Raw genomic sequence first — 24,307 nt, forward strand, 5'->3', positions numbered from 1 at the left:
CTTCAGGTTACCGGCGCCCCTGCCCTCCGCATCAAATCGGTCCGGCTCTTCCGCTCTCTTCCGCGCGCATACGCGAGGCCTCGCGACGGGAGCGCCGGACGTGGCCGGAACCACAACCGGGACAATTGACAATCGTTTCCAACTTTGTTGAAAATGAGTGTCATGAACGTACGCCGTCTGATACCCACCGCCGCCGTCGCCGGAGCCGTCACCCTCGGTCTCGTCACCCTCTCCGCCTGCGGCGGGGCGTCCGACGCGTCCGGCAAGTCCGCCGACGGCAAGCTGAGCGTGGTGGCGTCGTTCTACCCCATGCAGTACCTGGCCGAGCAGATAGGCGGCGACCACGTCGCCGTCTCCACGCTCACCGCGCCGGGCGTCGAGCCGCACGACCTGGAGCTCAAGCCGAGGCAGATCGGCGAGCTCGGCGAGGCCGACTACATCCTCTACCTCAAGGGCATCCAGCCCGCCGTCGACGAGGCGATCAAGCAGGCCGGCGTGAAGAACACCGTCGACGCCGCGACCCTCACGACGATGGAGGACCACGGCACCGCCGTGGGCCACGACCACGGCGCCGAGGACCCCGGCCACGGCGAGGCGGGCCACGACCACAAGGCCGACGAGCACGGAGCCGACGAGCACGGCCACGAAGGCACCGAAGGCCACGGCCACGAGTCCGAGGCCGGTCTCGACCCGCACATCTGGCTCGACCCGGTGAAGTACGCCGAGGTCGCCAAGGGCGTCGGCGCCTCCCTGGAGAAGGCCGACCCGGACAACGCCGCCGACTACAAGAAGAACACCGACACCCTGGTCAAGAAGCTCGGTGACCTCGACACGGCGTTCAAGGACGGCCTGAAGAACACCTCCACCAAGACCTTCATCACCACCCACTCCGCCTTCGGCTACCTCGCCGAGCGGTACGGCCTGGACCAGGAGGGCATCACCGGCATCGACCCCGAGTCCGAGCCGAGCCCGGCCCGGATGAAGGAGCTCCAGGAGATCGCGGCGAAGGAGAAGGTCTCCACCGTCTTCTTCGAGACCCTCGCCAGCGACAAGACCGCGAAGACCCTCGCGAAGGACACCGGCCTCAAGACCGCCGTCCTGGACCCGCTGGAGGGAATCACGGACAGGTCCCAGGGCGATGACTACATCGAGGTCATGCAGTCCAACCTCGCCGCGCTGAAGAAGGCCCTCGGCGCGAAGTGACCCACGCAGAGCAGCAGGAGGCACCCGTGAGCGCGCCCGTCACGCCCGACACGTCGGCCACGCCCGTCATATCCGTCCGCGGAGCCACGGCGTCCCTCGGCGCGCGCCCGGTCCTCCGCGGCGTCGACCTCACCGTCAACCCCGGTGAGGTCGTCGCCCTGCTCGGCGCCAACGGCTCCGGCAAGTCGACCGCCGTCCGCGCGATCATCGGCCAGGTGCCCCTGACCGACGGATCGATCTCGCTCTTCGGGACCGAGCGGAAGCGTTTCCGCGACTGGTCCCGCGTCGGGTACGTCCCGCAGCGCACCACCGCCGCGAGCGGCGTCCCGGCCACGATCCGCGAGGTCGTCTCCTCCGGCCGGATCTCCCGCCGCAGGATCGGCCGGCTGACGAAGGCCGACCGGGCCGCCGTCGACCGCGCGATCGAGCTCGTCGGCCTCACCGACCGCGCCAAGGACTCGGTGAGCGCCCTCTCCGGCGGCCAGCACCAGCGCGTCCTGATCGCCCGCGCGCTCGCCTCCCAGCCCGAGCTGCTGATCATGGACGAGCCGATGGCCGGCGTCGACCTCGCCAGCCAGGAGATCCTCGCCGGCACCCTGCGCGAGCAGGTCGCCGGCGGCACCACGGTCCTGCTCGTGCTGCACGAGCTCGGCCCCCTGGAGCCGGTCATCGACCGGGCCGTGGTCCTGCGCGACGGCTGCGTCGTCCACGACGGCCCGCCGCCGAAGGCGGTCGGCCAGCACGCCCTGCCGGGCCACGACCACGTCCATCCGCACGCGGCCGACGAGCCGCTCCGCACGGGTCTGCTGACCTGAGGAAGCTGACCTGATCATGGAATTCCTCGAACCGGCCTTCATGCAGCGGGCGCTCATCGCGGCCGTGCTCGTCGGCATCACCGCGCCCGCCGTCGGCATCTTCCTGGTCCAGCGCCGGCAGGCCCTGATGGGCGACGGCATCGGCCATGTCGCCATGACCGGTGTCGGCCTCGGCTTCCTGCTCAACAGCAGCCCGGTGTGGATGGCCACCCTGGTCGCCGTCGCCGGCGCCGTGCTGATGGAGCTGATCCGGACGTACGGACGCACCCGCGGCGACCTCGCGCTCGCACTGCTCTTCTACGGAGGCATGGCGGGCGGCGTCATGCTGATCCAGGTCGGCGGCGGCTCCAACGCCAACCTGCTCTCGTACCTCTTCGGATCGCTGTCCACGGTGTCGGACGAGGACGTCACCGCGATCGGCATCCTCGCGGCCTTCGTCATCCTGGTCACCATCGGCCTGCGCCGTCAGCTCTTCGCGGTCAGCCAGGACGAGGCCTTCGCCCGCGTCACCGGGCTTCCGGTCCGCGCCCTGAACCTGCTCATCGCGGTGACCGCCGCGGTGACCGTCACGGTCGCCATGCGGGTCGTCGGCCTGCTCCTCGTCAGCGCGCTGATGGTGGTCCCGGTCGCGGCGGCGCAGCAGCTGTCCCGGTCCTTCCGCGCGACCTTCATCCTCTCGGTCGTGATCGGTACGGCGGTCACGCTGACCGGCACGATCACCACCTACTACCAGGATCTGCCGCCCGGCTCTCTCATCGTGCTGCTCGCGATCGGCGTCTTCATCGTGCTGACCGCGCTCTCCGCGCCACTGGCCCGACGCAGGGCCCGACGAGCGGCGGCGGAGGCGGGCACGGACGGCTGCGACGCCCAGGTGCCACTCACGCGTCGTCCCACGGACGACGTCACGGTCTGAACGGCCTGGCAGAATGGCGGGGGCAACGTAACTCACAAGGAGGCCCCTGTGGCGACGGCAGGACCCCCCGTACGCGGCCGCTCGACCAAGCAGCGGGCCGCTGTCGCGGCGGCACTGAACGAAGTGGACGAGTTCCGCAGCGCCCAGGAGCTGCACGACATGCTCAAGCACCGCGGCGACTCGGTAGGCCTCACGACGGTCTACCGCACGCTCCAGTCCCTCGCGGACGCGGGCGAGGTCGACGCACTGCGCACCAGCGACGGCGAGACCGTCTACCGCCGCTGTTCCACGGGCGACCACCACCACCATCTCGTCTGCCGCGTCTGCGGCAAGGCGGTCGAGGTGGAGGGCCCGGCCGTGGAGCAGTGGGCCGAGACGATCGCGTCCCAGCACGGCTACGTGAACGTGGCGCACACGGTCGAGATCTTCGGCACGTGCGCGGAGTGCGCGGCGAAGTAGAGCACCGGAAACAAGCGTGAGGGCCCGTACGGATCGATCCGTACGGGCCCTCTCCCGTCCGCGGACGAACCGCGTCGGCGTCAGACGGCCGGCCCCTGCTGGGGCACCGTGCCCATGGCCGCGCGGTCCGCCTCCGGGATCGCGCCGAAGCGGCGGTCGCGGGAGGCGTACTCGACGCAGGCGCGCCACAGGTCGCGACGGTCGAAGTCGGGCCACAGGACGTCCTGGAAGACCATCTCGGCGTAGCTGCTCTGCCAGATCAGGTAGTTCGAGGTGCGCTGCTCGCCGCTCGGGCGGAGGAAGAGGTCGACGTCCGGCATGTCCGGGTAGTACAGGTACTTCTGGAACGTCTTCTCGTTGACCTTCGACGGGTCCAGCTTCCCGGCGGCGACGTCCCGCGCGATGGCCTGCGCCGCGTCCGCGACCTCGGCGCGACCGCCGTAGTTGACGCAGAAGTACAGCGTCATCGCGTCGTTGTCGACGGTCTGCTCCTGGGCGACCTGAAGCTCCTGGACGACCGACTTCCACATCTTCGGCATGCGGCCGACCCAGCGGATACGGATGCCCAGCTCGTTCATCTCGTCACGCCGGCGCCGGATCACGTCCCGGTTGAAGTTCATCAGGAAGCGGACCTCCTCGGGCGACCGCTTCCAGTTCTCCGTGGAGAAGGCGTAGAGCGAGAGGTTCTTGACGCCCAGCTCCAGGCACCCCTTCAGGACGTCCAGGACGACGCCCTCGCCGACCTTGTGCCCCTCGGTGCGCGGGAGACCCCGCTCCTGGGCCCAGCGGCCGTTGCCGTCCATCACACAGGCGACGTGGTTCGGCACCAGCTCCCCGGGGAGCTTCGGCGGGGTCGCGCCGGACGGGTGCGGCTCCGGGGTCTTGTACTCCCGGATCTTCCGTCCGAGGATTCCGCGTCGTGCGATGGCCATGCGATGGGTCTCCCTAGCTCTTCTCTACGTACCGCAGCGAGCGCAGGCCGCGCTCCAGGTGCCAGTGCAGATAGGCGGACACAAGGCCGCTGCCCTCCCTGACGTGACGCGGCTCGCACGCGTCCGCAGTCGCCCAGTCGCCGGTGAGGAGCGCGCTGAGCAGGCCGATGGCCTCCGGAGAGGGTACGACGCTGCCGGGCACCCGGCAGTCGCCGCATATGACGCCGCCCGCCGCGACCGAGAAGAACCGGTTCGGTCCGTGCAGGCCGCACTTCGCGCAGTCGTCGAAGCTCGGCGCGTAGCCGTTGACGGCGAGCGAGCGGAGAAGGAAGGCGTCGAGGATGAGATGGGGCGCGTGCTCGCCCCGCGCGAGCGTCCGCAGCCCGCCCACGAGCAGCAGGTACTGCTGGACGGCCGGCTCGCCCTCGTGGTCCGTGAACCGCTCCGCCGTCTCCAGCATCGCGGTCCCTGCGGTGTAGCGGGCGTAGTCGGTGACGATCCCGCCGCCGTACGGCGCGATCGTCTCGCTCTGCGTACAGAGCGGAAGACCGCGCCCGACCAGGTCGCTCCCGCGCGCGAAGAACTGCACGTCGACATGGGAGAAGGGCTCCAGCCGGGCCCCGAACTTCGACTTGGTCCGCCGCACCCCGCGCGCCACGGCGCGTACGCGCCCGTGACCGCGCGTGAGCAGCGTGATGATCCGGTCCGCCTCACCCAGCTTCTGGGTGCGCAGCACGATGCCGTCGTCGCGGAACAGACTCATGGGCCCCATTGTCCCGTACGGGCGGGGCCTCAGAGGTCGTCGGGCAGAAGCCGGAAGGCGGCGTGCGCGGTGAGGGGCCGCATCATCCGGAAGTGACCGTCTGTCGTGAAGACGTCGGCGGTCTGAAAGGCCGCGGCCAACGCGACGTTCATGGCGTCCGCGAGTCCGACTCCCTTGCCGCCACCGGCGTCCTCGTAGCCGCGCATCACCGCCATCGCGGTACGCAGGTGCGGCTGCGTCTCGGGGATCTCGAACCGCCGTGCCTCCGTCTGGCGGGCGACGAAGTCCAGCGCGTTCATCGAAGCGCGCGCGCCGACCCGCTCCGTCAGCAGGTAGTCGAGTTCCGTCAGCACCATGGGCGAGATGACGAGATGGCCGACGCGTGCGAGCGCCGCCCGGTGCGCCGCGTGACGCGGATCCTTCGGCGTGAACAGACGGTACAGCGCGTTGGTGTCCGCGACGGCCACCGGGATCTCGGCGGGCTCAGCCATCGAGCGGACCGCCCATCCCGCGGAGCGTCTCGTCGATCTCGTCGTCGGTGAGCGACGGACCGCCGAGATCGGGAATCTCCAGCATCCCCATGGGATCCGTCCTGAACGGATACGCGGGCCTGCCGAGGGCGCCTCCCCTCGGCACGATGTCCCCTATCGGCAGGCCGTCCTTGGTGATCGTGATGGTCTCACCGGCCTCCACGCGAGCCATGACCCGTGAGGTCTGCTGGTTGAGCTCCCGCAGAGGCACGTCTCGGTTCTTGTCCATGACACGAGTGTACTACTCGTTCTACAGGCGCGTCCTCACGGCACCTCGCCCCGACTGCGCGCGTTCGCGTGCGCGGTCGCGGCGCGCAGCCGCTCCGTCGTGGTGGCCTCCCGCACCCCCTCCGGCTCGGCGTCCCACTCCCGCCCGCCGCCCAGCGGCCGCAGTTGTACGTACGGGCCCTCGTGCCCCATGACCGTGCCGACCCGTCCGGTGCGGATCTCCACGACGTACGACCCGATGGGCAGTTTCATGACCGGCCCCCTTCTTCCCTTGGCGGGAGTACGGCGCCGGCGAGCAGCCGTGCCGTTTCCACCGTGCAGCGTCCCAATTCGATGAGCGGTCGGGACGGGGAGTCGGCGGCGAGGGTGACGACGTCGAGCCCGAGGGAGGGGAGCACGATTCCCGCCCGTCCGAGTGCCTCGCGCAATTCCGCCACCGTCTCGCTCGCTTCTTCGACGGCCCCCGTGATCGACCGCGTGTGTTGTTCCTTCACCAACGCATCCCTTTCCGAATCCATTTCTCACTTACCGCACCCAGCGTGGTGCCGGGTCCCTAGAATCGATAGATGCGCAGGTCCTACAACTGCGGGGCAGGGTCGAGGAGTTAAACCATGGCCAAAGCAAGGCGGCAGGACACGTGGGCGTTCTTCGGCCAGGAGCTGAAGGCGCAACGGGAGACGAAGGCGTTCACACAGTCGGAACTGGGCGATCTGGTGTTCGTTTCCGGCGGATACATCGGCCAGTTCGAGCAGGGAATTCGAAAGCCGCAGCTGGATGTGGCGCGGCGAATCGATGTGGTCCTACAAACCAGTGGTTTTTTCGAACGAGCGTGTCTCAAGCTCATCGACGCCTCGCCGTACGCGTCCTATTTCGAGCCGGTGGTCGAGCTGGAGCGGGTGGCGACGAAGATCTGCGAGTTCGCACCGACGGTCATGCCGGGGTTGTTGCAGACGGAGGAGTACGCGAGGGCGGTGACGCTGGCGGCGAACCCGTTCGCGACGGACGCGTACGTGGAGGAGAAGGTCACGTCGCGACTGGACCGGGCGCAGATCCTCAAGAGCACTACAAGGCCCGAGTATTGGGTGATCGTGCACGAGAACGCGCTGCTGATTCCGGTGGGCGGGGCGGCGGTGATGGCGGCGCAGTTGGAGCACTTGGCGGCACTCATGCGCGAGCGGGCGGCGCTTGTGATGGTGCTGCCGCGGGCAGCCGGAGCACACGCCTACATGACGGGCTCCCTGAAGCTCATGGACTTCGACGACGCCCCTCCAACCGCCTATACAGAGACGGAGTTTTCCGGAACATTGCTGGACGATCCGGCAGTGGTGAAGCAGGTACAGCGCGCCTACGATCTGCTCAGGGGCGCCGCGCTGTCGCCGGAGGCATCCCTGGCCCTGATCGTCTCGGCGGCGGAGGACTACAGACGATGCGCGAGTACGACCTGAGCAACGCCCACTGGTTCAAGAGCTCCTACAGCAACGGGCAGGGCGGCGACTGCGTCGAGGTCTCGTACGACTTCGCAGACGCCGCCTGGCGCAAGAGCAGCCACAGCGACGGCAACGGCGGCGACTGCCTCGAAGTCCTCGACGACATCCCCGGCGTCGTCCCCGTCCGGGACAGCAAGAACCCCGCCGGCCCCACCCTGATCGTCCCCGCCGCCGCCTGGGCGGCGTTCGTCGCCGGGGTCAGGAAGGGCTGACGATCAGGCCGATCGTCGCGAGGACACCCGCCGCGAAGGACAGGAGCGCGGTCCGCTGCGCGCCCCGCAGGTAACCCTTGCGGCGCTCTCGTTCCTGGCGGACCGTCGACATCGTGCCCATGTGCACGATCTTGGTGTTCGTGGGGTGGTGGACCAGAGGGTACGCGTCGCCGACCACGTGCGCGGCGCCGAAGTTCGCGCCAGTGCCGTGCCGGGCGGTCCCTCCGGTCGGGGTGGGGAACTCGTACGTGACACTCGCGTAGCCACGCTGCCCGAAGGGCTCCACGCGCACGAGGCGTGACTGCACCTCGACGCCGGTCGCGCTCAGCTCGGTCATCTTCTTCAGCTCTGCCCGCTCACCGGAGATGATCATCAGGCCGAAGAAGAAGACCGGCACGGACGCGATGATGAAACAGACGAGCACTGCGGTCACCAAGTTCACAGCCGGACCGTACGACACCACCCGTCCCGCCCGGAACCCCCGCATGCCCTTCTCCCGCGTGGACCTCGCGCCTTACGATCACGCGCATGTCGATCTCTTCGCCGATACCCGTCCTCCAGGGCGACAGGGGCACCGAACTCCGGTCCGAGGGGGAGGGGTTGTTGCTGTGTCGCGCCGACGACGAACTGCGCATCCCGCTCACGGCGATCGCGGTCGTCCGCGCCGACCGGCGGGCTGTCGCGGTCGAGTTGACGGCTCCGACGGGAGCCGAGCCGACCGTGTACCGGGTCACGGACGTGAGCGCGGCCGCCGCCACCGCCTTCGCCGACGCGGTGAACGCCGCACTGCCCGAGCGCTCCGAGGGCGAGCCGCTGATCGACGGCTCCACGCTCGTCGTCACCCGGAGCCTGGTCTCGGGCGACGGGGAGGACGGGATGGACGAGGACGAGGACGTACGGCAGCGCGGACTCCCCACCCCCGCGAAGTGGGCGACGTGGGCGGCCGTCGGCGCGATCGCGGTGCTCGCCGTCGTGGTCGGGGTGGCAGACAGGAACTGGGGGCGGGGCATCGCGACGCTGCTGCTCGGTGAGCTGGGCGTGGGAGCCTCCTTCCTCGCCTGGGCGGGTCTGACGACCGTGTGGGAGGACTGGTACCTGCGCCGCCACGGCATCACCGTGGAGGCGCGCCAGGTCTACCGGAACGGCACGGACACCAACGCCTACACCGCCACCGACGGTGTGACCCGCCATGTCGGCGGCACCGACAAGGGCAGGCCCGTCCGGGTCGCGTACCACCCTCGGAAGCCGGGGACCGCGGTCGTCCTCACCGGGCTCGGCGACCGGATCGGCGGCCTGGTCCTATTCCTGGTGGTCGCCGGCATCGCCGGCCTCATCGCCTGGGGCGTGGTCGCCCTCGCGCAGCCCGCCTTCGGCGGGTGACCATCGCGCCGAGAACGGTTCCCTTGATCGGAAGGAGAGCTTTGTCGGGTGGTCCGCCACGAGGGTTCACGTGGATGCTGGTCGGCGCGGCTGGGCTGGTGGGCTCCGCGTTGACGGTGTTTCTCGTGGACGTGAGGGGGGACGCGCCCCCTCCGACGCTCACGGTTGCCGACGTGGAGGGGGTGTGGGAGCCGGTAGGTGGCGGACCTGGCCGCCTGACGGTCCGGGCAGACGGCTCCGCGGAGTTGGAGCGAGTGGACGAGCCCGAGGTGAACTGCGGTCAGGCCCTCGGCCCGGCTCCACTCGCGTACACCGGATCGGCGACCTGGGAGTTCGACACGTACCCCGATGAAGCGCCGGGGATCCGGTTCGACTACCGGAGCCCCCAGACCGGGAAGGCCTGCGAGATCCACCTCGTGGTCGGCATGGGCGAGCGGGCCACCTTGGGATTCCTCCCGCACGTCGACCGTGCGCAGTACGTGCGCGGAGTGGGACGCAAGGAATGACGACGCGCCCTACTTGATGAGCGCGTTGGCGGCCGCGATCGCCAGGCCGATCGTGGCGTCCGCCAGGCCCACGAGGACGGCCGAGCTTCGGCGGTAGCCCGACCTGAGCGCGGCGAAGGTGCCCCACGCGCCGAGCAGCAGCGTGTTGAGGCTGAGGCCCACCGAGGTGACCACGTCCGGGCCCCAGTCCGCCGCGGCCGCCAGGAGGAGCAGGGCGACGGTGGGCAGGGCCGCGACCACCAGGGGCCACTCCTCGCCCAGCGCGGTGAGGAGCCGCCGCCAGCGGACCGAAGCGCTGCCGGTGTGGTGGGTGGCCATGTGGTGGGCGTATCCGTGCACGAGGCCCGCCGCGGCCGCCGTGACCAGGATCCACAGGGCGTCGTAGACGGGTGTGAACCGTTCGCCCTCGCTGTGCAGCGCGGCCAGGAGCGCGCTGGCAAGGACCGTGCCGTAAACCCCACCAAACATCCAATTACGCATGAAAATCACCCTAAAGGGCGTGAAACTCCAGCCTCTACCCCCTCCCCCTATGGCCGGCCGCCCCCGACCCCAGGCACCCTTTGAGAAGTCATACGTTCGCCTTATGGGGTCATAGACAGGGGGCGGGTACCGGCGCGCTTCAGGCGTTATTTAGGGTGACCTAAGTGGCGACACCCATCGTCACGTCGTTTTGCGAAGGGAACCCAGACATGCCCCGCCCCCTCCGGGTAGCGATCGTCGGCGCCGGCCCCGCCGGCATCTACGCCGCCGACGCGCTGCTGAAGTCCGAGGCCGCCAACGAGCCGGGCGTGTCGATCGACATCTTCGAGCGGATGCCGGCTCCCTTCGGTCTGATCCGGTACGGCGTCGCGCCCGACCACCCGCGCATCAAGGGCATCATCACGGCCCTGCACCAGGTGCTCGACAAGCCGCAGGTCCGCCTCTTCGGCAACATCGACTACGGCACCGACGTGCACCTCGACGACCTGCGCTCGTTCTACGACGCCGTGGTCTTCTCGACCGGCGCCATGGCCGACCGCGAGCTGAAGATCCCCGGCGTCGAGCTGGACGGTTCCTTCGGCGCCGCCGACTTCGCGTCCTGGTACGACGGCCACCCGGACGTCCCGCGCACCTGGGAGCTCTCGGCCGAGAAGGTCGCCGTCCTCGGCGTCGGCAACGTGGCGCTCGACATCGCGCGCATCCTCGCCAAGACGGCGGACGAGCTGCTGCCGACCGAGATCCCGGCGAACGTCTACGACGGGCTCAAGGCCAACAAGGCCGTCGAGATCCACGTCTTCGGCCGCCGCGGCCCGGCGCAGGCGAAGTTCAGCCCCATGGAGCTGCGCGAGCTGGACCACTCGCCGAACATCGAGGTCATCGTCAACCCCGAGGACATCGACTACGACGACGGTTCGATCGCCGAGCGCCGTAAGAACAAGCAGACCGACATGGTCGCCAAGACCCTGGAGAACTGGGCGATCCGCGACGTCGGCGACCGTCCGCACAAGCTCTTCCTGCACTTCTTCGAGTCGCCGGTCGAGATCCTCGGCGAGGACGGCCGGGTCGTCGGCCTGCGCACCGAGCGCACCGAGCTGGACGGCACCGGCAACGTGAAGGGCACCGGCCAGACCACGGACTGGGACGTGCAGTCCGTCTACCGCGCGGTCGGCTACCTCTCCGACGAGCTGCCCAAGCTCCCGTGGGACACCGTCAGCGGCACCGTCCCCGACGAGGGCGGCCGGGTCATCGAGGAGGGCGGCGCGCACCTGGCGTCGACGTACGTGACCGGCTGGATCCGGCGCGGGCCCGTCGGCCTCATCGGCCACACCAAGGGCGACGCCAACGAGACGGTCGCGAACCTGCTGGACGACTTCGCGAACGACCGGCTCCTCACGCCCGCCAACCCGGAGACGGACGCGGTCGTCGCCTTCCTGGAGGGCAAGGGCCTCACGTACACGACGTGGGAGGGCTGGTACGCCCTCGACGCCGCCGAGAAGGCGCTGGGCGAGCCGCAGGGCCGCGAGCGCGTGAAGATCGTCGAGCGCGAGGACATGCTCCGCGCGAGCGGCGTCGAGCCGGCCTGACCCCGGCCCCGCGCTTCCCGGGCCCCCGCCGGTCATGTGCCGGCGGGGGCCCGGCCCGTCTCAACGACTCGGCGCGACCAGGCCCGACTCGTACGCGGCGATGACCAGTTGGGCCCGGTCCCGCGCCCCGAGCTTGCCCATGATCCGGCTGACATGGGTCTTCGCCGTGAGCGGCGAGAGCCCCAGCGCCTCCGCGATCTCCGTGTTGTTCAGCCCCCTGGCCACCAGCGCGAGCACCTGACGCTCACGGTCCGACAGCCCCTCCGGCCCTCCCGTCACCGGCGTGTCCGGGGTCGCGAGGACCCTCGCTATCAGCCGGGCCGTCGGGCCCGGGGAGAGCAGGGACTCCCCCGCCGCCACCGTGCGTATCGCGGTGAGGAGTTCGGCCGGGCGGATGTCCTTGACCACGAAGCCCGACGCGCCCGCCCTCAACGCCTCCACGATGTGCTCGTCCGTGTCGTACGTCGTGAGGACCAGCACCTTCACCCCGGCCAGGTCCTCGTCGGCGGCGATCAGCCGGGTCGCCCCGATCCCGTCCAGCTCGGGCATCCGGACGTCCATGACCACCAGGTCCGCCCGCGCCGAACGCGCCAGCTCCACCGCCTCCTTGCCGTTGGCCGCCTGGCCCACGACCTCCATGTCGGACGCCGAGTCGACGAGCATCGCGAACGACGCCCGGACGAGCGTCTGGTCGTCCGCCAGCAGGACCCGGATCACACCGTCACCCCCTCGCCACGAGCGGCAGCGCCGCCGTGACCTCGAACCCCCCGCCGTCGCGCGGGCCGGCGCTCAGTGTGCCTCCCACGCTCCTGGCCCGCTCCCGCATTCCGAGGATCCCGTACCCGGAGCCGGCCGTTCCTCCCCCTACGGGCGTCGCGCCGCCGTTGGTCACCCGTACCGTCAACACCTCCTCCGCAAGCCCGACATCGACCCGCACGTCCGCGTCCGGACCCGCGTGCCGTACGGCGTTGGTCAGCGACTCCTGCACGATCCGGTACGCCGCCGCGGCCACCGCCGCCGGGACCTTCGCCTCCCCCGTCCGCACCGTCAGGTCCGCGCCCGAGGACCGGACGAGATCGGGCAGCGAGGCGAGATCCGGCAGCGGACCTTCCGGGGCGGCGCGCAGCACGTCCAGGGTCGTGCGCACCTCGGCCCGGGCCTCCCGGCAGGTCTCGGATATCCCGTCGAGCGCCCGGACGAGCGCCTCCCGGTCGAGCCGGTCCGGATCGGCGACCAGGACGTGCGCGGCGACCGACGTCTGCACGCCGATGAGGGTGATCGAGTGCGCGAGGAGATCATGCAGGTCCCTGGCGATACGCAGCCGCTCCTCAGTGACCTTCCGCTCCGCCTCCCGCTCCGCCCGCTCCACCACGCCCGCCACCAGCTGCCGGTAGAGCCGGATGCTCGCGCCGAAGACGAGCATCGCGATCACCCAGCCGGAGACCCTCAACAGCTCCACGATCTCGTGCGGGTTGACGAAGAGCTGCATGGTGAGCGTGATGGAGGTGACCGAGAGCCCGACGATCAGCGTCCGCATCGGACGGCCGGTGGCCGCGACCGTGTACAGCGCGGTCATCGAGGCCGGTATCGGCGCCAGATGCATGTAGTCCAGCGCGTGGTAGGGGGCGACGCAGGCCACCACGGCGAGCAGCACCGGCATCGGCGCCCTGCGCCGCCAGGCCAGCGGGACGTGCGCCGCGAGCAGCAGCGCCCAGCCGAGCAGGTCCGGCCGGCGGCCGTCGTCGACGGTCAGAGCGAGCGCGACCGCGAGAACCGCGAAGACCGCGGCGGCCGTCGCGTCGCACCGCACCGGGTACGGCGCCGCCTGCGGGTCACGGGTGAAAGCCGCTGCGAAGTCCATGCCGTTCATCCTCCCTGCGGGCGGGGGCTCCTGACAGTCCGGGAAGCCCCCCACCCACCCCCGATCACACCCGTACGGGCTGCCGCTCGGACCCTGAACCCGACGTTGACGCGGGCTTCTTGGCCAGCGGGCCCGGCCACCACACCTTCCGGCCGAGCAACACGCTCGCGCTCGTGACGAGGTACGTGCGGACCAGGAAGGTGTCGAGCAGGACGCCGACCGCGATCACGAAGCCGAGCTCCGCCAGCTGCACCATCGGCATGTTGACGAGGACCGCGAAGGTGGCGGCGAGGACGAGCCCGGCCGACGCGATCACCCCGCCGGTCGTGCGCAGCGCCGTCAGGGCCGCGGCACCCGGCTCCGCACCGCTCAGGCACTCCTCGCGCATCCGGTGCATCAGGAAGATGCCGTAGTCGACGCCGAGGGCGACGAGGAAGACGAAGGACAGCAGGGCCAGTCCCGGGTCGGTGCCCTCGAAGCCGAAGAGCGACTCGAAGACGAGACCGCCGATGCCGAGGGCCGCACCCCACACGGCGACGACCGCGGCGACCAGGATCAGCGGTGCGACGAGGCTGCGCAGCAACACGATCAGCACGATCGTCACCACGACGAGGACGAGCGGGACGACGATGTTCCGGTCGCCGGCGTTGGTGTCGGTCATGTCGAGCTGTTCGGCACTGGGCCCGCCGACGTACACACCGTCGCCCAGCGCGGAGCGCAGCTCCTTGATGGTCGCGGTCTCGGCCGCGGACTGCGGCGGATGCGCGGCGGTGACGGAGAGTTCCGTCCAGCCGTCGCCGCTGCGGCCGCGCTCGGCCTTCGCGACTCCCTCGGTCGCGCGCACGGTCTCCAGCGCCTGGGCGGAGCCGGCCGTCGGGGCGACGACGGTGATGGGCTGGGTCCCCATCTCCGGGTACGCAACGGCCAGCGTCTTCATCGCGGCGACCGCTTCCGGGGTGGACGTGAAGGAGTCCTCCTGCTTGAGGGCCCCGGGCAGGTTCAGCGCGCCGAGCGCGAGGGCGGCCAGGGCGGCGGCGCCCGCGAGGAGGACGGCGAGGGGGCGGCGGCCGGCCGAGGAGCCCATGACCGCGAAGAGGGAACGGCGCGCGGCCTTCGGCTCGCTTCCGTACGCCGGGATCAAGGGCCAGAACACCCGCCGGCCGAGGACGACGAGCAGGGCGGGGAGCAGCGTCATCATCGCGAGGAGTGCGCACAGCACTCCGACGGCGGCCGTGGGCCCCATGCCGCGGCTGCTGTTCATGTCGGCGGCGAGCAGGCAGAGCATGCCGAGGGCGACGGTCCCGGAGGAGGCGAGGACGGCGGGGCCGCAGCCGCGCAGGGCGGCGACCATGGCGTCGTACGGGCGCGGGACGCGGCGCAGTTCCTCGCGGTAGCGGGAGACGAGGAGCAGCGCGTAGTCGGTGCCCGCGCCGAACACCAGGATCGTCATGACGCCCGTGCTCTGGCCGGAGACGCTGATGTCGAAGCCCTGGTGGAGGGCGTAGGTGACGGCCATGGAGAGGTAGTCGGCGACTCCGGCGACGACCAGCGGGACGAGCCAGAGGAAGGGGCTGCGGTAGATGACGATCAGGAGGATCGCGACGACGGCGACGGTCGTGTAGAGGAGCGGGCCGTCGAGGGAGTTGTAGACCTCGCTCGCGTCCGTGGCGAGGGCTCCGGGGCCGCCGACCTCGCCGCTCACCGTCTCGCGGATGTCGTGGACGAAGGCGTCCCTGGCCGCCTCGTCCGTACCGGGCTCGGTACTGGACACGGCGTACAGGAGGGTGGTCCCGTCCTCGGACGGTACGGCTCGCGGCGCCGAGGTGAGCGGGTGCGCGGCGGCGACCTTCTCCACCTCCCGGGCCGCGGTGGCCTTGTCGGCGGCGGTCAGTCCGCCGTCGCGGTGGTAGACGAGCACGAGGTCGGTGGAGTCTCCGCCGGGCAGCTGCTCGGTGATCCTCGCGACCTGGGTCGAGTCGGCGCTCGCGGGCAGGTAGTCGACGGCGCGGTCGCGCTGTACGTCGCCGAGCCTTCCGGCGAGGGGTGCGGCGAGGGCGATCACGATCACCCACAGGGCCAGCACCCCCCAGCCGACGGTCCTCTTACGGCCCTCCATCGGGGCTCCCTCCATCGGTCCTCTTCGGTCGATCCCAGATTCCCGCCGCTCGGAGGCGGATTCGTCGCGCTGGCGGCCGAGTTGGGGGCTACTGCCGAGGGCGGCGCACGGCCGTGACTACTCCCCCGGGAGTACGGGAGCGGGTACGCCGGCGGCCGACGGGCCGAGCGCCGGGCGCGCTCATATGCTGGAAGCACCGGCGGAGCCGGAAGGGAAGTGAGCGGCCATGGCCGTCCCCGTGGATGAGGCGACCGTCGTCGCGCGGGCGCGGGACGCGGCGGCCCGGGACGCCTGGGCCGAGGCGTACGTCCTGCTCACCGAGGCCGACCGGCACCCCTCCGGCGCCCTCTCCCCCGGCGACCTGGACCTGCTCGCGGACGCCGCGTGGTGGACGGGGCACGTGGACGAGTCGGTGACCGCGCGGCTGCGGGCGCACGCGGCGTACGGAGCGGCCGGCGACCACCGGGGCGCCGGGGCCGTGGCGTGGTGGCTGCACTTCGAGTACCGCTCCCTGGGCCGCCCGGCGGCCGCGGCGGGCTGGCTGCACCGGTCGCGGCACCACCTGGAGCACGTACCGGACTGCCCCGAGCAGTGCTTCCTCGCCTGGACGGACGTCGACGAGGCCATGGAGCACGGCGACCCGGCCGCCGCCCTTGCCGCCGCGCGCCGCATGACCCGTATCGCCGTCGCGTCGGGCGACCCGGGCCTGGCGGCCCTGAGCAGCCAGACCGAGGCGGCGGTGCTCCTGGCGGAGGGGCGGCGGGCGGAGGGCATGGCCCGGCTCGACGACGCGATGGTCGCGGTCCTGGCGGGCGAGCTGAGCGGCATGTACACGGGCATCCTCTTCTGCCTGGCGCTCAGCCAGTGCATGGAGGCGGCGGACCTCGCCCGCGCGGTGGAGTGGACGGACGCGGCGATGACCTGGTGCGAGGCGCCGTGGTCCCAGCACGTCCGGCCGCCGGAGGAACCGAGTACGGCGGACGTGGAGCACGCACCCGGCTCCTTCACCGACAACCCCTTCCGGGGCCTGTGCCGGATCCACCACGTCGAGGTGCTCGACCTGCTCGGGGCGTGGACGCTCGCCGAGGACGAGGCCGGGCGGGTCTGCGCCGAGGTGATGGTCGACAGCCTGGACGTCGCCGCCGAGGCGTACTACGCGGCCGGCGAGATCCGGCGCCGCCAGGGCCGCCTGGACGCCGCCGCCCGCGCGTACTCCCACGCCCATGAACTCGGGCGGGTCCCGCAGCCCGGCCTCGCGCTGCTGAGGCTCGCGCAGGGCAAGGCGGACGCGGCCGTAACCGGTCTGCGGCTGGCCCTCGCCTGCGACCCGCGCCACGGGCTCCTGGGCCGGGCCCGGCTGCTCGCCGCCCAGACGGAGGTCACGCTGGCCGTCGGGGATGTGGACGGGGCCGAGGCGGCGGTCGCGGAGCTGGAGGGGCTCGCCGGGACCGGGGGCGTACCGCTCCTGACCGCGATGGCCGAGACCGCGCGCGGCGCCCTCGCGCTCGCCCGGCACGAAGCGGCCTTGATTCCGCTGCGCCGCGCGCTCGCGGGCTGGCTGGAGCTGCGGGTGCCGTACGAGGCCGCGCAGGTACGGATGCTCCTGGCCGCCGCCGACCGCGCGGCCGGGGACGAGGAGGCCGCCCGCCTGGAGTTCGTGGCGGCCCGGGCGGCCTTCGAGCGGCTCGGCGCGCTCCCCGACGCCCGCCGCGCGGCGGCCCTGCTGACGGAGCGGCGCCGCCACGCGCTCCCCGGCGGCCTGACCGCCCGCGAGGCGGAGGTGCTGCGCCTCGTCGCGGAGGGCGGCACGAACCGGGAGATCGCCCAGGCCCTGGTCATCAGCGAACACACGGTCGCCCGCCACCTCAACAACATCTTCGCCAAGCTCGACGTGACGACCCGCACCGCCGCCTCGACCTACGCCTTCGCCCACGACCTGCTCCCGGCGCCCAAGTAGGCCGTTTCGCCCATGCCCCGCCCACCCCGTGATGTGGGTGGTTCGGGCGATGCCCGCCGCCGCTCCCCCGGCCTAGAACGGGTGCATGGACACCACCGACCCCCTCACCCTCACCACGAACTCGCTGGACACCCTGCGCGGTGCCGTCCGAGGCGAGGTCGTCGTCCCCGGCGACCCCGACTACGACGAGGCCCGCGCGGTCTACAACGCCATGCACGACCGGCGGCCGGCCGTCGTCGTCCGGGCCGCGGACGCGGGCGACGTGATCGTCGGCGTGCTCTTCGCCCGGGACCACGGGCTGCCGCTCGCGGTCCGGGGCGGCGCGCACGCGGTCGCCGGGTTCGGGACCGTCGACGACGGGCTCGTCGTCGACCTGTCCCCGATGCGCTCGGTGCGCGTCGACCCCGTGGCCCGTACCGCCCGCGCCGAGGGCGGCTGCACCTGGGCCGACTTCAACCACGCCACGCACGCCTTCGGCCTGGCCACCACCGGCGGGGTCGTCTCCACCACCGGCATCGCCGGGCTCACCCTCGGCGGCGGCATGGGCAACCTCGCCCGCCGCTACGGCCTGAGCTGCGACAACCTGGTCCAAAGCGACGTCGTGACCGCCGACGGCACCCTCGTCACCTGCGACGCCGAACGGCACCCCGACCTCTTCTGGGCGCTGCGCGGCGGCGGAGGCAACTTCGGCGTCGTCACCTCGTTCGTCTACCGGCTGCACCCCGTGGCCGACGTCCTGGGCGGCGTCGCGTTCTACCCGCTCGACGCGGAGGTCGCCCGCCGCTGGCGCGATCTGGTCGCCGACTCACCCGAGGAGCTGAACACGATCTTCGTCATGGTGCTCGGCCCGGACATGCCGTTCCTGCCGGAACGCTGGCACGGCCGCCCGCTCTGCGGCCTGGTGACCTGCTTCAGCGGCCCGCCCGCGGAGGACGAGAAGGTGCTCGCGCTCCTGGACGACCTGGGCCCCGTCGTCGGCAGGTTCGTGGAGCGGATGCCGTACCCGATGGTCAACACGCTCTTCGACGAGGACCTGCCGCCCGGGCTCTACCACTACTGGAAGGGGAACTTCAGCCGCGATCTCACCGACGGCGCCCTCGACGTCCACATCCGCTACGGCGCGACCCTGCCCTCGATGGAGAGCGACACCGCGATCTTCCCGATCGACGGCGCCTGCCACCGTGTCGGCCCCGAGGAGAGCGCCTTCGCCTACCGCGACGCCCACTTCTCCGCCGCGTTCGGCACGACCCACACCGACCCCGCCGACAACGAGGCGAACATCGCCTGGACCCGCGCCTACGACACGGACCTGCGGCCGCACACCGAGGAGGCCGGCTACATCAACTTCATGGACACCGACGACCAGGACCGCGTGCGGGCCAACTACCGCCAGAACTACGACCGGTTGCGGACGGTGAAGCGCCGCTACGACCCCGGCAACCTCTTCCGCCTCAACCACAACATCGCGCCGTGAGCGGAGCTCAGAGCAGCGTCCGCGCCGTCGCGAGCAGCCGTGCCGTGTCGTCCGCGCAGAGCGCGAGCGCGTTGCCGACGGTGTTCAGGACGTCCCGCTCCGAGGGGCTGTACGCCCCGTCCGCGAGCGCGATCCGCGCCCCCTGGAGCAGGATCGACTCCCGCCCGGAGGCGGCCAGGTGCGGGGCGAGCGGCTCCAGGGCCTCGTGCAGCTCGATGGCGAGGGCCGCGCCCCCGCAGTCCGCGTCCGGCAGGAACCGGCCGGTGTCGGCGGCGAGGGCCTCGACCAGGTCCGTGAGCTGGACGCCGGTGCACTCGTCGTACCCGGCGGCGCGGACCGCCGCGACGGCGGTGTCCACGGCCGTACGGGACGAGGTGCCGCCCGCCGCGAGGACGGCGAGGGCGACCGTGTGCACGGCGTCCCGCAGCATCGCGGCGAAGCGGCTGGTGGTGGGGTGGTCGAGGGCGTCGGTGCCGAAGTGCGTGTGACAGCCCGCGCACTCGATGACCGGACCCGCGTGGCCCCGGGGCAGCAGCGGCACGCCGAGGACGGCGAACCGCCGGCGTCCGGTCCGGCGGCGGTAGTTGCGGTCCCCGCCGCACTCCTCGCAGAAGAACTCGCCGTCGCCGACGGTGTTCCAGGAGGTACGAATGCCGCAGAGGGTTACTTTTCGTCCACGTGACTCTCGGGCAGACAGCACGCCGCACCTCCCTTGACGAACCGGCGACTTTGCCGACGTGGGGAGTGATGTTAGCCACATCCTTGATGCGGCGTCAGCACCCCGTCAGCAGATCGCCATCGACTTGGCCGAGACGCGCCATCGTCAGGAGACCCGCCCACGGCGCCTGCGCACCGAGTACGCGACGAATCCGAAGCCCAGGGCCACGGTCGCGACGGCCACCCCCACGACACCCGGTCCGAACGCGGATCCGGTACTGGCGAGATCACCCTCAGGGGTGGTCGGGGAGGGCGCGGGGGTCCCGGGGGCGCTGCTCTCGGCGGGCGTCGAGGGGGACGCGGACGGCTCCCCCTCCTTCACGCCCGGCTCCTCCGGCTTGGGCTGCTCCGGGACGACGGTCGGCGTCGGCTTCGGCTCCTCGGGCGTGACGGGGGCGCCCGGCTCGGCGTTCTTGGGCAGGCAGCCGGTGAAGGTCATCTGGTGCGTCTCGGCGCCGGGCACGGAGAGCAGCTCCTCGGCGACGACCGAGCCGTTGACGTGGCCGGGGCCGACGCCCTTGCCACCCAGCTCCACCTTGGCGTTCGGCGCGAGGATCGTGCCGGGCCAGGAGGTGTGGTTCTTCTTCACGCTCGCGGCCTGCGGGAAGTTCCACAGCAGCTCGGAGCGGACCTGCTTGAAGGCCGCGCCGCCGGCCGCGTAGTCGTCCTGGACGAAGCGGCCCGCGGTCTCGTCCCAGAGGTTCACGCCGTACGTGGGGGTGGCGCCCATGTCGTACGAGGTGCCGATCACGTTGACGAGGGTGGTGGCGCCGGCCGGGACCTTGACCGAGATCTCGGCGGCCTTCTGGAGGTCCTCGGCGGCGACGGCGAAGACGTTGAGGTCCTTGTCGGTGCCGGTCAGGAGCAGCCCGTGGGAGCCCTGGGGCACGGTGACGGTGCCGTTCGGCCGCGCGGCCGCCCAGCCCGCGGAGAGGCTCCGCAGGGTGGCGAACTCCTTGCCGAAGTCGATCGGCGAGGTCGGCGACGCACCGCTGGCGTGCCGTCCGTCGACGGCGAAGTTGGCGGTGGAGCGGTCGTCCAGCTTTCCGTAGACGGCGCTGCCCTTGGCCACGACGACCTGGTTGGCGTGGAGGGTGCCGGCCACGACGAGGCTGCGGCCGCCCGGGAGCTTCGCGAGGTCGGCGTCGGTGAGCCGGGAGCCGACGGAGAAGCCCTGGTTGGTGGCGCCGTCGCCGAAGTACGCGTCCCCGCCGACCGCGACCGCGCCCTCGGAGTCGGAGAAGCGGGTGGAGTCCTTCTCGACGAACTCGGCGTAACCACCGGCCGCACCGAGAGGGGCGCACGAAAGGGTGGCCGTCGGGGTGGCGGAGGCGGCCGGGGCCCAGAGCAGGGCGGTGCCGGTGACCGCGAGGACGGCGGCCACGGCGGCGGGCGTACGCATGAAGGAACTCCAGGTCAGGGAGTGCGGAAGGGGGGCGTCCGAGTGGACGAGCCGACCTTCCGGCACTCCCTGATGTGGCGTCAACTACCCGCACATACGGGTAATTGGGGCACCGTCGACGCTTCTCCCTTAAGCCAACCTGAAGGGGTGACGGAGATCACGTTTCGACGGATGCCCGGTTCAGCGGGCGGAGCGGTTGACCGCCGAGATGACGGCCTTCAGCGAGGCGCGCGTGGTGTTGGCGTCGATGCCGATGCCCCACAGGACCTGGCCGTCGATGGCGCACTCGATGTACGAGGCGGCCTGCGCGGAGGCGCCCTCGCTCATGGTGTGCTCCTGGTAGTCCAGCAGTCGGGCGTCCACGCCGATCGCCTGCAGGGCGGCGAAGAAGGCGGAGATCGGACCGTTGCCGGAGCCGCTCAGGACGGTGTCGACGCCGTCCACGACCGCCTCGACGGTCAGGGTGTCGGTGCCGTCGGTGTCGGAGGTGGTCTGGCCGGAGCGCAGCTGGATGCGGCCCCAGGCGTTGCCCGGGTTGGGCAGGTACTCGTCCTGGAAGACCGACCAGATCGCGGCCGGCGTGACCTCGCCGCCCTCGCTGTCCGTCTTCTGCTGGATGATCTTCGAGAACTCGATCTGCATCCGGCGCGGCAGGTCCAACTTGTGGTCGTTCTTCAGGACGTACGCGATACCGCCCTTGCCGGACTGCGAGTTGACCCGGATGACGGCCTCGTAGGAGCGGCCGACGTCCTTCGGGTCGATGGGCAGGTACGGCACCGCCCACTCGATCTCGTCCACGGTCTTGGCCTGGGCGGCCGCGTCGGCCTCCATGGCGTCGAAGCCCTTCTTGATGGCGTCCTGGTGGGAGCCGGAGAAGGCGGTGTAGACCAGGTCGCCCGCGTAGGGGTGGCGCGGGTGGACCTCCATCTGGTTGCAGTACTCGCTGGTGCGACGGATCTCGTCGATCTGCGAGAAGTCGATCTGCGGGTCGACGCCCTGCGAGAACAGGTTCATGCCCAGCGTCACCAGGTCGACGTTGCCGGTCCGCTCGCCCTGCCCGAACAGGCAGCCCTCGATGCGGTCGGCGCCGGCCATGATGGCCAGCTCGGCCGCGGCCACCGCCGTACCGCGGTCGTTGTGCGGGTGGACGGACAGGCAGATGTACGGGCGTCGGGACAGGTTCCGGGACATCCACTCGAACCGGTCCGCGTGCGTGGAGGGCGTCGAACGCTCCACGGTGGCGGGCAGGTTGAGGATGATCTCGCGGCCCTCCTCGGGCTGCCAGACGTCACAGACCGCCTCGCAGACCTCCAGGGCGAAGTCCAGCTCGGTGTCGGTGAAGATCTCGGGGCTGTACTGGTAGCCGAAGACGGTGTCGTCGCCCAGCAGCTTGTCCGCGTACTCCATGACCAGCCGCGTGCCGTCGACGGCGATCTGCTTGATGTCCTCCTTCGAGCCGCGGAAGACGACCCGGCGGAAGGTGGGCGCGGTGGCGTTGTACAGGTGGACGGTGGCGCGCTTGGCGCCGACCAGGGACTCCACGGTCCGCTCGATCAGGTCCTCGCGGGCCTGGGTCAGTACGGAGATGGTGACGTCGTCCGGGATCGCGCCCTCTTCGATGATGGAGCGCACGAAGTTGAAGTCGGTGTCGCCGGAGGACGGGAAGCCGACCTCGATCTCCTTGTAGCCCATGCGCACCAGCAGGTCGAACATCTCGCGCTTGCGGGCGGGGCTCATCGGGTCGATCAGGGCCTGGTTGCCGTCGCGCAGGTCGGTCGACAGCCAGCGGGGGGCCTTGGTGATGCGCTGCTCGGGCCAGGTCCGATCGGGGATGTGCACGGCCTCGTAGCGGCCGTACTTGTGGATCGGCATCCCGGACGGCTTCTGCGTCTGGGTGGCGTTGGTGATGGGCGTGGGGCGACCGACAGGCTGGGACATTGCGTAGGGCTCCTCGGGGTCCAGAAGAGGGACGGCCGACTGTCGAACGCAACACCAGGTCCCGCGGGGAGGGGGTCGGCCTACGACTACAGGCCCTCGCCGCGGCAGCTAAGGAGAAGCAGCCCGAAACGCATGATGTGCCGCAGCCTAGCCGAGGTCCGCCGAGCGCGGACATCTCGGTCCAGTATGCGGGACGGCCGAGAACGAAAATAGGAATAGGTGACGAATCACTCCATTTCGCGGATCATGGTCGCCTCTAGTGACAGTGACGTAACCCAGTGCCACATTGCTGGGATGACTTCCGTCTTCTGCACGATCGTGCCCCCGCACCTCCTGGAGCACCTGGCCGCGTCCGACAACCCGGCCGTCGCGGCGACCGCCCGGCGCACCCTGGTCGCCGACGCGGCGAACCGGACCGGCCGCCTGCTGTCCCGCCCGGCCGCGCCGACGGCCGTGGCGCCGGGCGCCGAGCCCGCCCGCCCCCGGCGGACCGTCCACGACGCCCAGGGCGCCACGGAGCTGCCGGGCATCACGGTCCGCGAGGAGGGCCAGGAGGCGACCGGGGACGCCACCGTCAACCGCGCGTACGCGGGGCTCGGCGCCACCTTCGACCTCTTCCTGAAGGCCTTCCAGCGGGACTCCATCGACGGCGCGGGGCTGCCGCTCCTCGCGACCGTCCACTACGACCGGAACTACGGCAACGCGTTCTGGAACGGCGAGCAGATGGTGTTCGGGGACGGCGACGACGAGATCTTCCTCGACTTCACGCTCCCGGTGGACGTGATCGGCCACGAGCTGGCGCACGGCTTCACGCAGTACACCGCGAACCTGGAGTACTTCAGCCAGTCCGGCGCCCTGAACGAGTCCGTCTCGGACGTCTTCGGCTCACTGGTGAAGCAGTACGGCCTCGGCCAGAGCGCCGACCAGGCCGACTGGCTGATCGGCGAGGGCCTCTTCCACCCGAACGTCCAGGGGACGGCGCTGCGCTCCATGAAGGCCCCCGGCACGGCGTACGACGACGACGTCCTCGGCAAGGACCCGCAGCCGGGCCACATGGACGACTACGTCCGCACCAGCCGGGACAACGGTGGGGTCCACATCAACTCGGGCATCCCGAACCACGCCTTCTACCTGGCGGCGACGGAGCTGGGCGGCAAGGCCTGGGAGCGGGCCGGCCAGATCTGGTACGACGTGATGACCGGCGGCACGCTCACCCCGGAGACCCGCTTCACCGAGTTCGCCACGGCCACGGTCGCGGCGGCGAAGGCCCGCTACGGCGACGGCGCGGAGATCCAGGCCGTCCTGAAGGCCTGGGCGGCCGTCGGCGTGCCGACCGACTGATAGACCTGCC

Annotated in this window: 26 protein-coding genes; 12 read left to right on the top strand and 14 right to left on the bottom strand. The window is 71.1% G+C overall.

Annotated elements, in window-relative coordinates:
- The first annotated feature begins 162 nt into the window (after positions 1 to 162).
- From AB0F56_RS09925 to AB0F56_RS09940, 4 genes are read left to right on the top strand one after another with little or no spacing between them, the layout of a single operon-like run.
- Positions 163 to 1,203 (top strand): zinc ABC transporter substrate-binding protein, encoded by a 1,041-nt coding sequence (locus AB0F56_RS09925; RefSeq protein WP_362006350.1) that lies wholly within the window; start codon positions 163 to 165, stop codon positions 1,201 to 1,203.
- Positions 1,204 to 1,229: 26 nt separating this feature from the next.
- The gene (locus AB0F56_RS09930; protein ID WP_362006353.1) at positions 1,230 to 2,018 is read left to right on the top strand and encodes a metal ABC transporter ATP-binding protein; all 789 of its coding nucleotides are present in this window, start codon (positions 1,230 to 1,232) and stop codon (positions 2,016 to 2,018) included.
- 10 nt (positions 2,019 to 2,028) lie between these two features.
- On the top strand, positions 2,029 to 2,931 hold the full coding sequence (locus AB0F56_RS09935; protein ID WP_362006934.1) for a metal ABC transporter permease: 903 nt from the start codon (positions 2,029 to 2,031) through the stop codon (positions 2,929 to 2,931).
- 48 nt (positions 2,932 to 2,979) lie between these two features.
- Complete coding sequence (locus AB0F56_RS09940) at positions 2,980 to 3,390, top strand: transcriptional repressor (protein ID WP_361965620.1); 411 nt, start codon at positions 2,980 to 2,982, stop codon at positions 3,388 to 3,390.
- Positions 3,391 to 3,470: 80 nt separating this feature from the next.
- Here the strand turns inward: AB0F56_RS09940 and AB0F56_RS09945 are convergent, their stop codons facing one another.
- The 6 genes from AB0F56_RS09945 to AB0F56_RS09970 are packed head-to-tail and all read right to left on the bottom strand — an operon-like array spanning position 3,471 to position 6,361.
- Complete coding sequence (locus AB0F56_RS09945; RefSeq protein WP_362006937.1) at positions 3,471 to 4,316, bottom strand: isoprenyl transferase; 846 nt, start codon at positions 4,314 to 4,316, stop codon at positions 3,471 to 3,473.
- A 19-nt stretch (positions 4,317 to 4,335) separates the two neighbouring features.
- Complete coding sequence (recO, locus tag AB0F56_RS09950) at positions 4,336 to 5,085, bottom strand: DNA repair protein RecO (protein WP_362006356.1); 750 nt, start codon at positions 5,083 to 5,085, stop codon at positions 4,336 to 4,338.
- A 29-nt stretch (positions 5,086 to 5,114) separates the two neighbouring features.
- Positions 5,115 to 5,576, bottom strand: coding sequence for a PIN domain-containing protein (locus AB0F56_RS09955; RefSeq protein WP_362006358.1), 462 nt, complete (start codon positions 5,574 to 5,576; stop codon positions 5,115 to 5,117).
- Entirely contained in the window at positions 5,569 to 5,844 is a 276-nt protein-coding gene (locus tag AB0F56_RS09960; protein ID WP_362006361.1) for a type II toxin-antitoxin system prevent-host-death family antitoxin, read from the bottom strand. Before AB0F56_RS09960 ends, AB0F56_RS09955 begins: the two co-directional genes overlap by 8 nt.
- A gap of 35 nt (positions 5,845 to 5,879) precedes the next feature.
- Complete coding sequence (locus AB0F56_RS09965) at positions 5,880 to 6,095, bottom strand: hypothetical protein (protein ID WP_362006364.1); 216 nt, start codon at positions 6,093 to 6,095, stop codon at positions 5,880 to 5,882.
- A complete protein-coding gene (locus tag AB0F56_RS09970; RefSeq protein ID WP_362006366.1) occupies positions 6,092 to 6,361 on the bottom strand; it encodes a hypothetical protein in 270 nt (89 codons plus the stop codon). The genes AB0F56_RS09965 and AB0F56_RS09970 overlap by 4 nt, the downstream gene beginning before the upstream one ends.
- 93 nt (positions 6,362 to 6,454) lie before the next feature.
- On the opposite strand from AB0F56_RS09970, the gene AB0F56_RS09975 reads away from it, so the two are divergent.
- A complete protein-coding gene (locus tag AB0F56_RS09975; protein ID WP_362006368.1) occupies positions 6,455 to 7,288 on the top strand; it encodes a helix-turn-helix transcriptional regulator in 834 nt (277 codons plus the stop codon).
- Positions 7,270 to 7,542, top strand: coding sequence for a DUF397 domain-containing protein (locus AB0F56_RS09980; RefSeq protein ID WP_362006370.1), 273 nt, complete (start codon positions 7,270 to 7,272; stop codon positions 7,540 to 7,542). The genes AB0F56_RS09975 and AB0F56_RS09980 overlap by 19 nt, the downstream gene beginning before the upstream one ends.
- On the opposite strand, the gene AB0F56_RS09985 is transcribed toward AB0F56_RS09980, so the two are convergent.
- Positions 7,529 to 7,984: a hypothetical protein gene (locus AB0F56_RS09985; protein ID WP_362006373.1), complete on the bottom strand. Its 456-nt coding sequence runs from the start codon at positions 7,982 to 7,984 to the stop codon at positions 7,529 to 7,531. The two genes, AB0F56_RS09980 and AB0F56_RS09985, sit on opposite strands and share 14 nt — an antisense overlap.
- A gap of 86 nt (positions 7,985 to 8,070) precedes the next feature.
- Between AB0F56_RS09985 and AB0F56_RS09990 the strand changes: the two genes are divergently transcribed.
- Together AB0F56_RS09990 and AB0F56_RS09995 are read left to right on the top strand one after the other, a co-directional pair.
- Positions 8,071 to 8,922, top strand: a complete 852-nt coding sequence (locus AB0F56_RS09990) for a hypothetical protein (protein ID WP_362006375.1) — start codon at positions 8,071 to 8,073, stop codon at positions 8,920 to 8,922.
- Between the two features lie 254 nt (positions 8,923 to 9,176).
- Positions 9,177 to 9,428: a hypothetical protein gene (locus tag AB0F56_RS09995; protein WP_362006377.1), complete on the top strand. Its 252-nt coding sequence runs from the start codon at positions 9,177 to 9,179 to the stop codon at positions 9,426 to 9,428.
- A 9-nt stretch (positions 9,429 to 9,437) separates the two neighbouring features.
- On the opposite strand, the gene AB0F56_RS10000 is transcribed toward AB0F56_RS09995, so the two are convergent.
- Positions 9,438 to 9,908 carry a hypothetical protein gene (locus AB0F56_RS10000; protein ID WP_362006379.1) on the bottom strand — a complete coding sequence of 157 codons (471 nt, stop codon included), beginning with the start codon at positions 9,906 to 9,908 and terminating at the stop codon, positions 9,438 to 9,440.
- 209 nt (positions 9,909 to 10,117) lie between these two features.
- Between AB0F56_RS10000 and AB0F56_RS10005 the strand changes: the two genes are divergently transcribed.
- Complete coding sequence (locus AB0F56_RS10005; RefSeq protein WP_362006381.1) at positions 10,118 to 11,491, top strand: FAD-dependent oxidoreductase; 1,374 nt, start codon at positions 10,118 to 10,120, stop codon at positions 11,489 to 11,491.
- A 60-nt stretch (positions 11,492 to 11,551) separates the two neighbouring features.
- On the opposite strand, the gene AB0F56_RS10010 is transcribed toward AB0F56_RS10005, so the two are convergent.
- The 3 genes from AB0F56_RS10010 to AB0F56_RS10020 all read right to left on the bottom strand — a co-directional run bounded on the left by AB0F56_RS10010 (position 11,552) and on the right by AB0F56_RS10020 (position 15,468).
- Positions 11,552 to 12,208, bottom strand: coding sequence for a response regulator transcription factor (locus tag AB0F56_RS10010; protein WP_362006382.1), 657 nt, complete (start codon positions 12,206 to 12,208; stop codon positions 11,552 to 11,554).
- Positions 12,209 to 12,212: 4 nt separating this feature from the next.
- Positions 12,213 to 13,352 carry a histidine kinase gene (locus AB0F56_RS10015; protein WP_362006384.1) on the bottom strand — a complete coding sequence of 380 codons (1,140 nt, stop codon included), beginning with the start codon at positions 13,350 to 13,352 and terminating at the stop codon, positions 12,213 to 12,215.
- A 64-nt stretch (positions 13,353 to 13,416) separates the two neighbouring features.
- Entirely contained in the window at positions 13,417 to 15,468 is a 2,052-nt protein-coding gene (locus tag AB0F56_RS10020; RefSeq protein ID WP_362006387.1) for an MMPL family transporter, read from the bottom strand.
- A 226-nt stretch (positions 15,469 to 15,694) separates the two neighbouring features.
- Between AB0F56_RS10020 and AB0F56_RS10025 the strand changes: the two genes are divergently transcribed.
- Both AB0F56_RS10025 and AB0F56_RS10030 read left to right on the top strand, forming a co-directional pair.
- Positions 15,695 to 17,425, top strand: coding sequence for a LuxR C-terminal-related transcriptional regulator (locus tag AB0F56_RS10025; RefSeq protein WP_362006390.1), 1,731 nt, complete (start codon positions 15,695 to 15,697; stop codon positions 17,423 to 17,425).
- Positions 17,426 to 17,510: 85 nt separating this feature from the next.
- Entirely contained in the window at positions 17,511 to 18,899 is a 1,389-nt protein-coding gene (locus tag AB0F56_RS10030; RefSeq protein ID WP_362006393.1) for an FAD-binding oxidoreductase, read from the top strand.
- A gap of 7 nt (positions 18,900 to 18,906) precedes the next feature.
- Here AB0F56_RS10030 and AB0F56_RS10035 read toward each other — a convergent pair whose 3' ends face one another.
- From AB0F56_RS10035 to leuA, 3 genes are all read right to left on the bottom strand, one after another.
- Positions 18,907 to 19,599 carry a TerB family tellurite resistance protein gene (locus AB0F56_RS10035; protein WP_362006395.1) on the bottom strand — a complete coding sequence of 231 codons (693 nt, stop codon included), beginning with the start codon at positions 19,597 to 19,599 and terminating at the stop codon, positions 18,907 to 18,909.
- Between the two features lie 123 nt (positions 19,600 to 19,722).
- Positions 19,723 to 21,018, bottom strand: a complete 1,296-nt coding sequence (locus AB0F56_RS10040; RefSeq protein WP_362006398.1) for a choice-of-anchor A family protein — start codon at positions 21,016 to 21,018, stop codon at positions 19,723 to 19,725.
- 180 nt (positions 21,019 to 21,198) lie between these two features.
- Entirely contained in the window at positions 21,199 to 22,956 is a 1,758-nt protein-coding gene (leuA, locus tag AB0F56_RS10045) for a 2-isopropylmalate synthase (RefSeq protein ID WP_362006400.1), read from the bottom strand.
- A 294-nt stretch (positions 22,957 to 23,250) separates the two neighbouring features.
- Between leuA and AB0F56_RS10050 the strand changes: the two genes are divergently transcribed.
- A complete protein-coding gene (locus tag AB0F56_RS10050; RefSeq protein ID WP_362006403.1) occupies positions 23,251 to 24,297 on the top strand; it encodes a M4 family metallopeptidase in 1,047 nt (348 codons plus the stop codon).
- Positions 24,298 to 24,307: the final 10 nt, after the last annotated feature.

It is taken from the genome of Streptomyces sp. NPDC026092, assembly GCF_040638605.1.
In the GTDB taxonomy this organism is placed as follows: domain Bacteria; phylum Actinomycetota; class Actinomycetes; order Streptomycetales; family Streptomycetaceae; genus Streptomyces.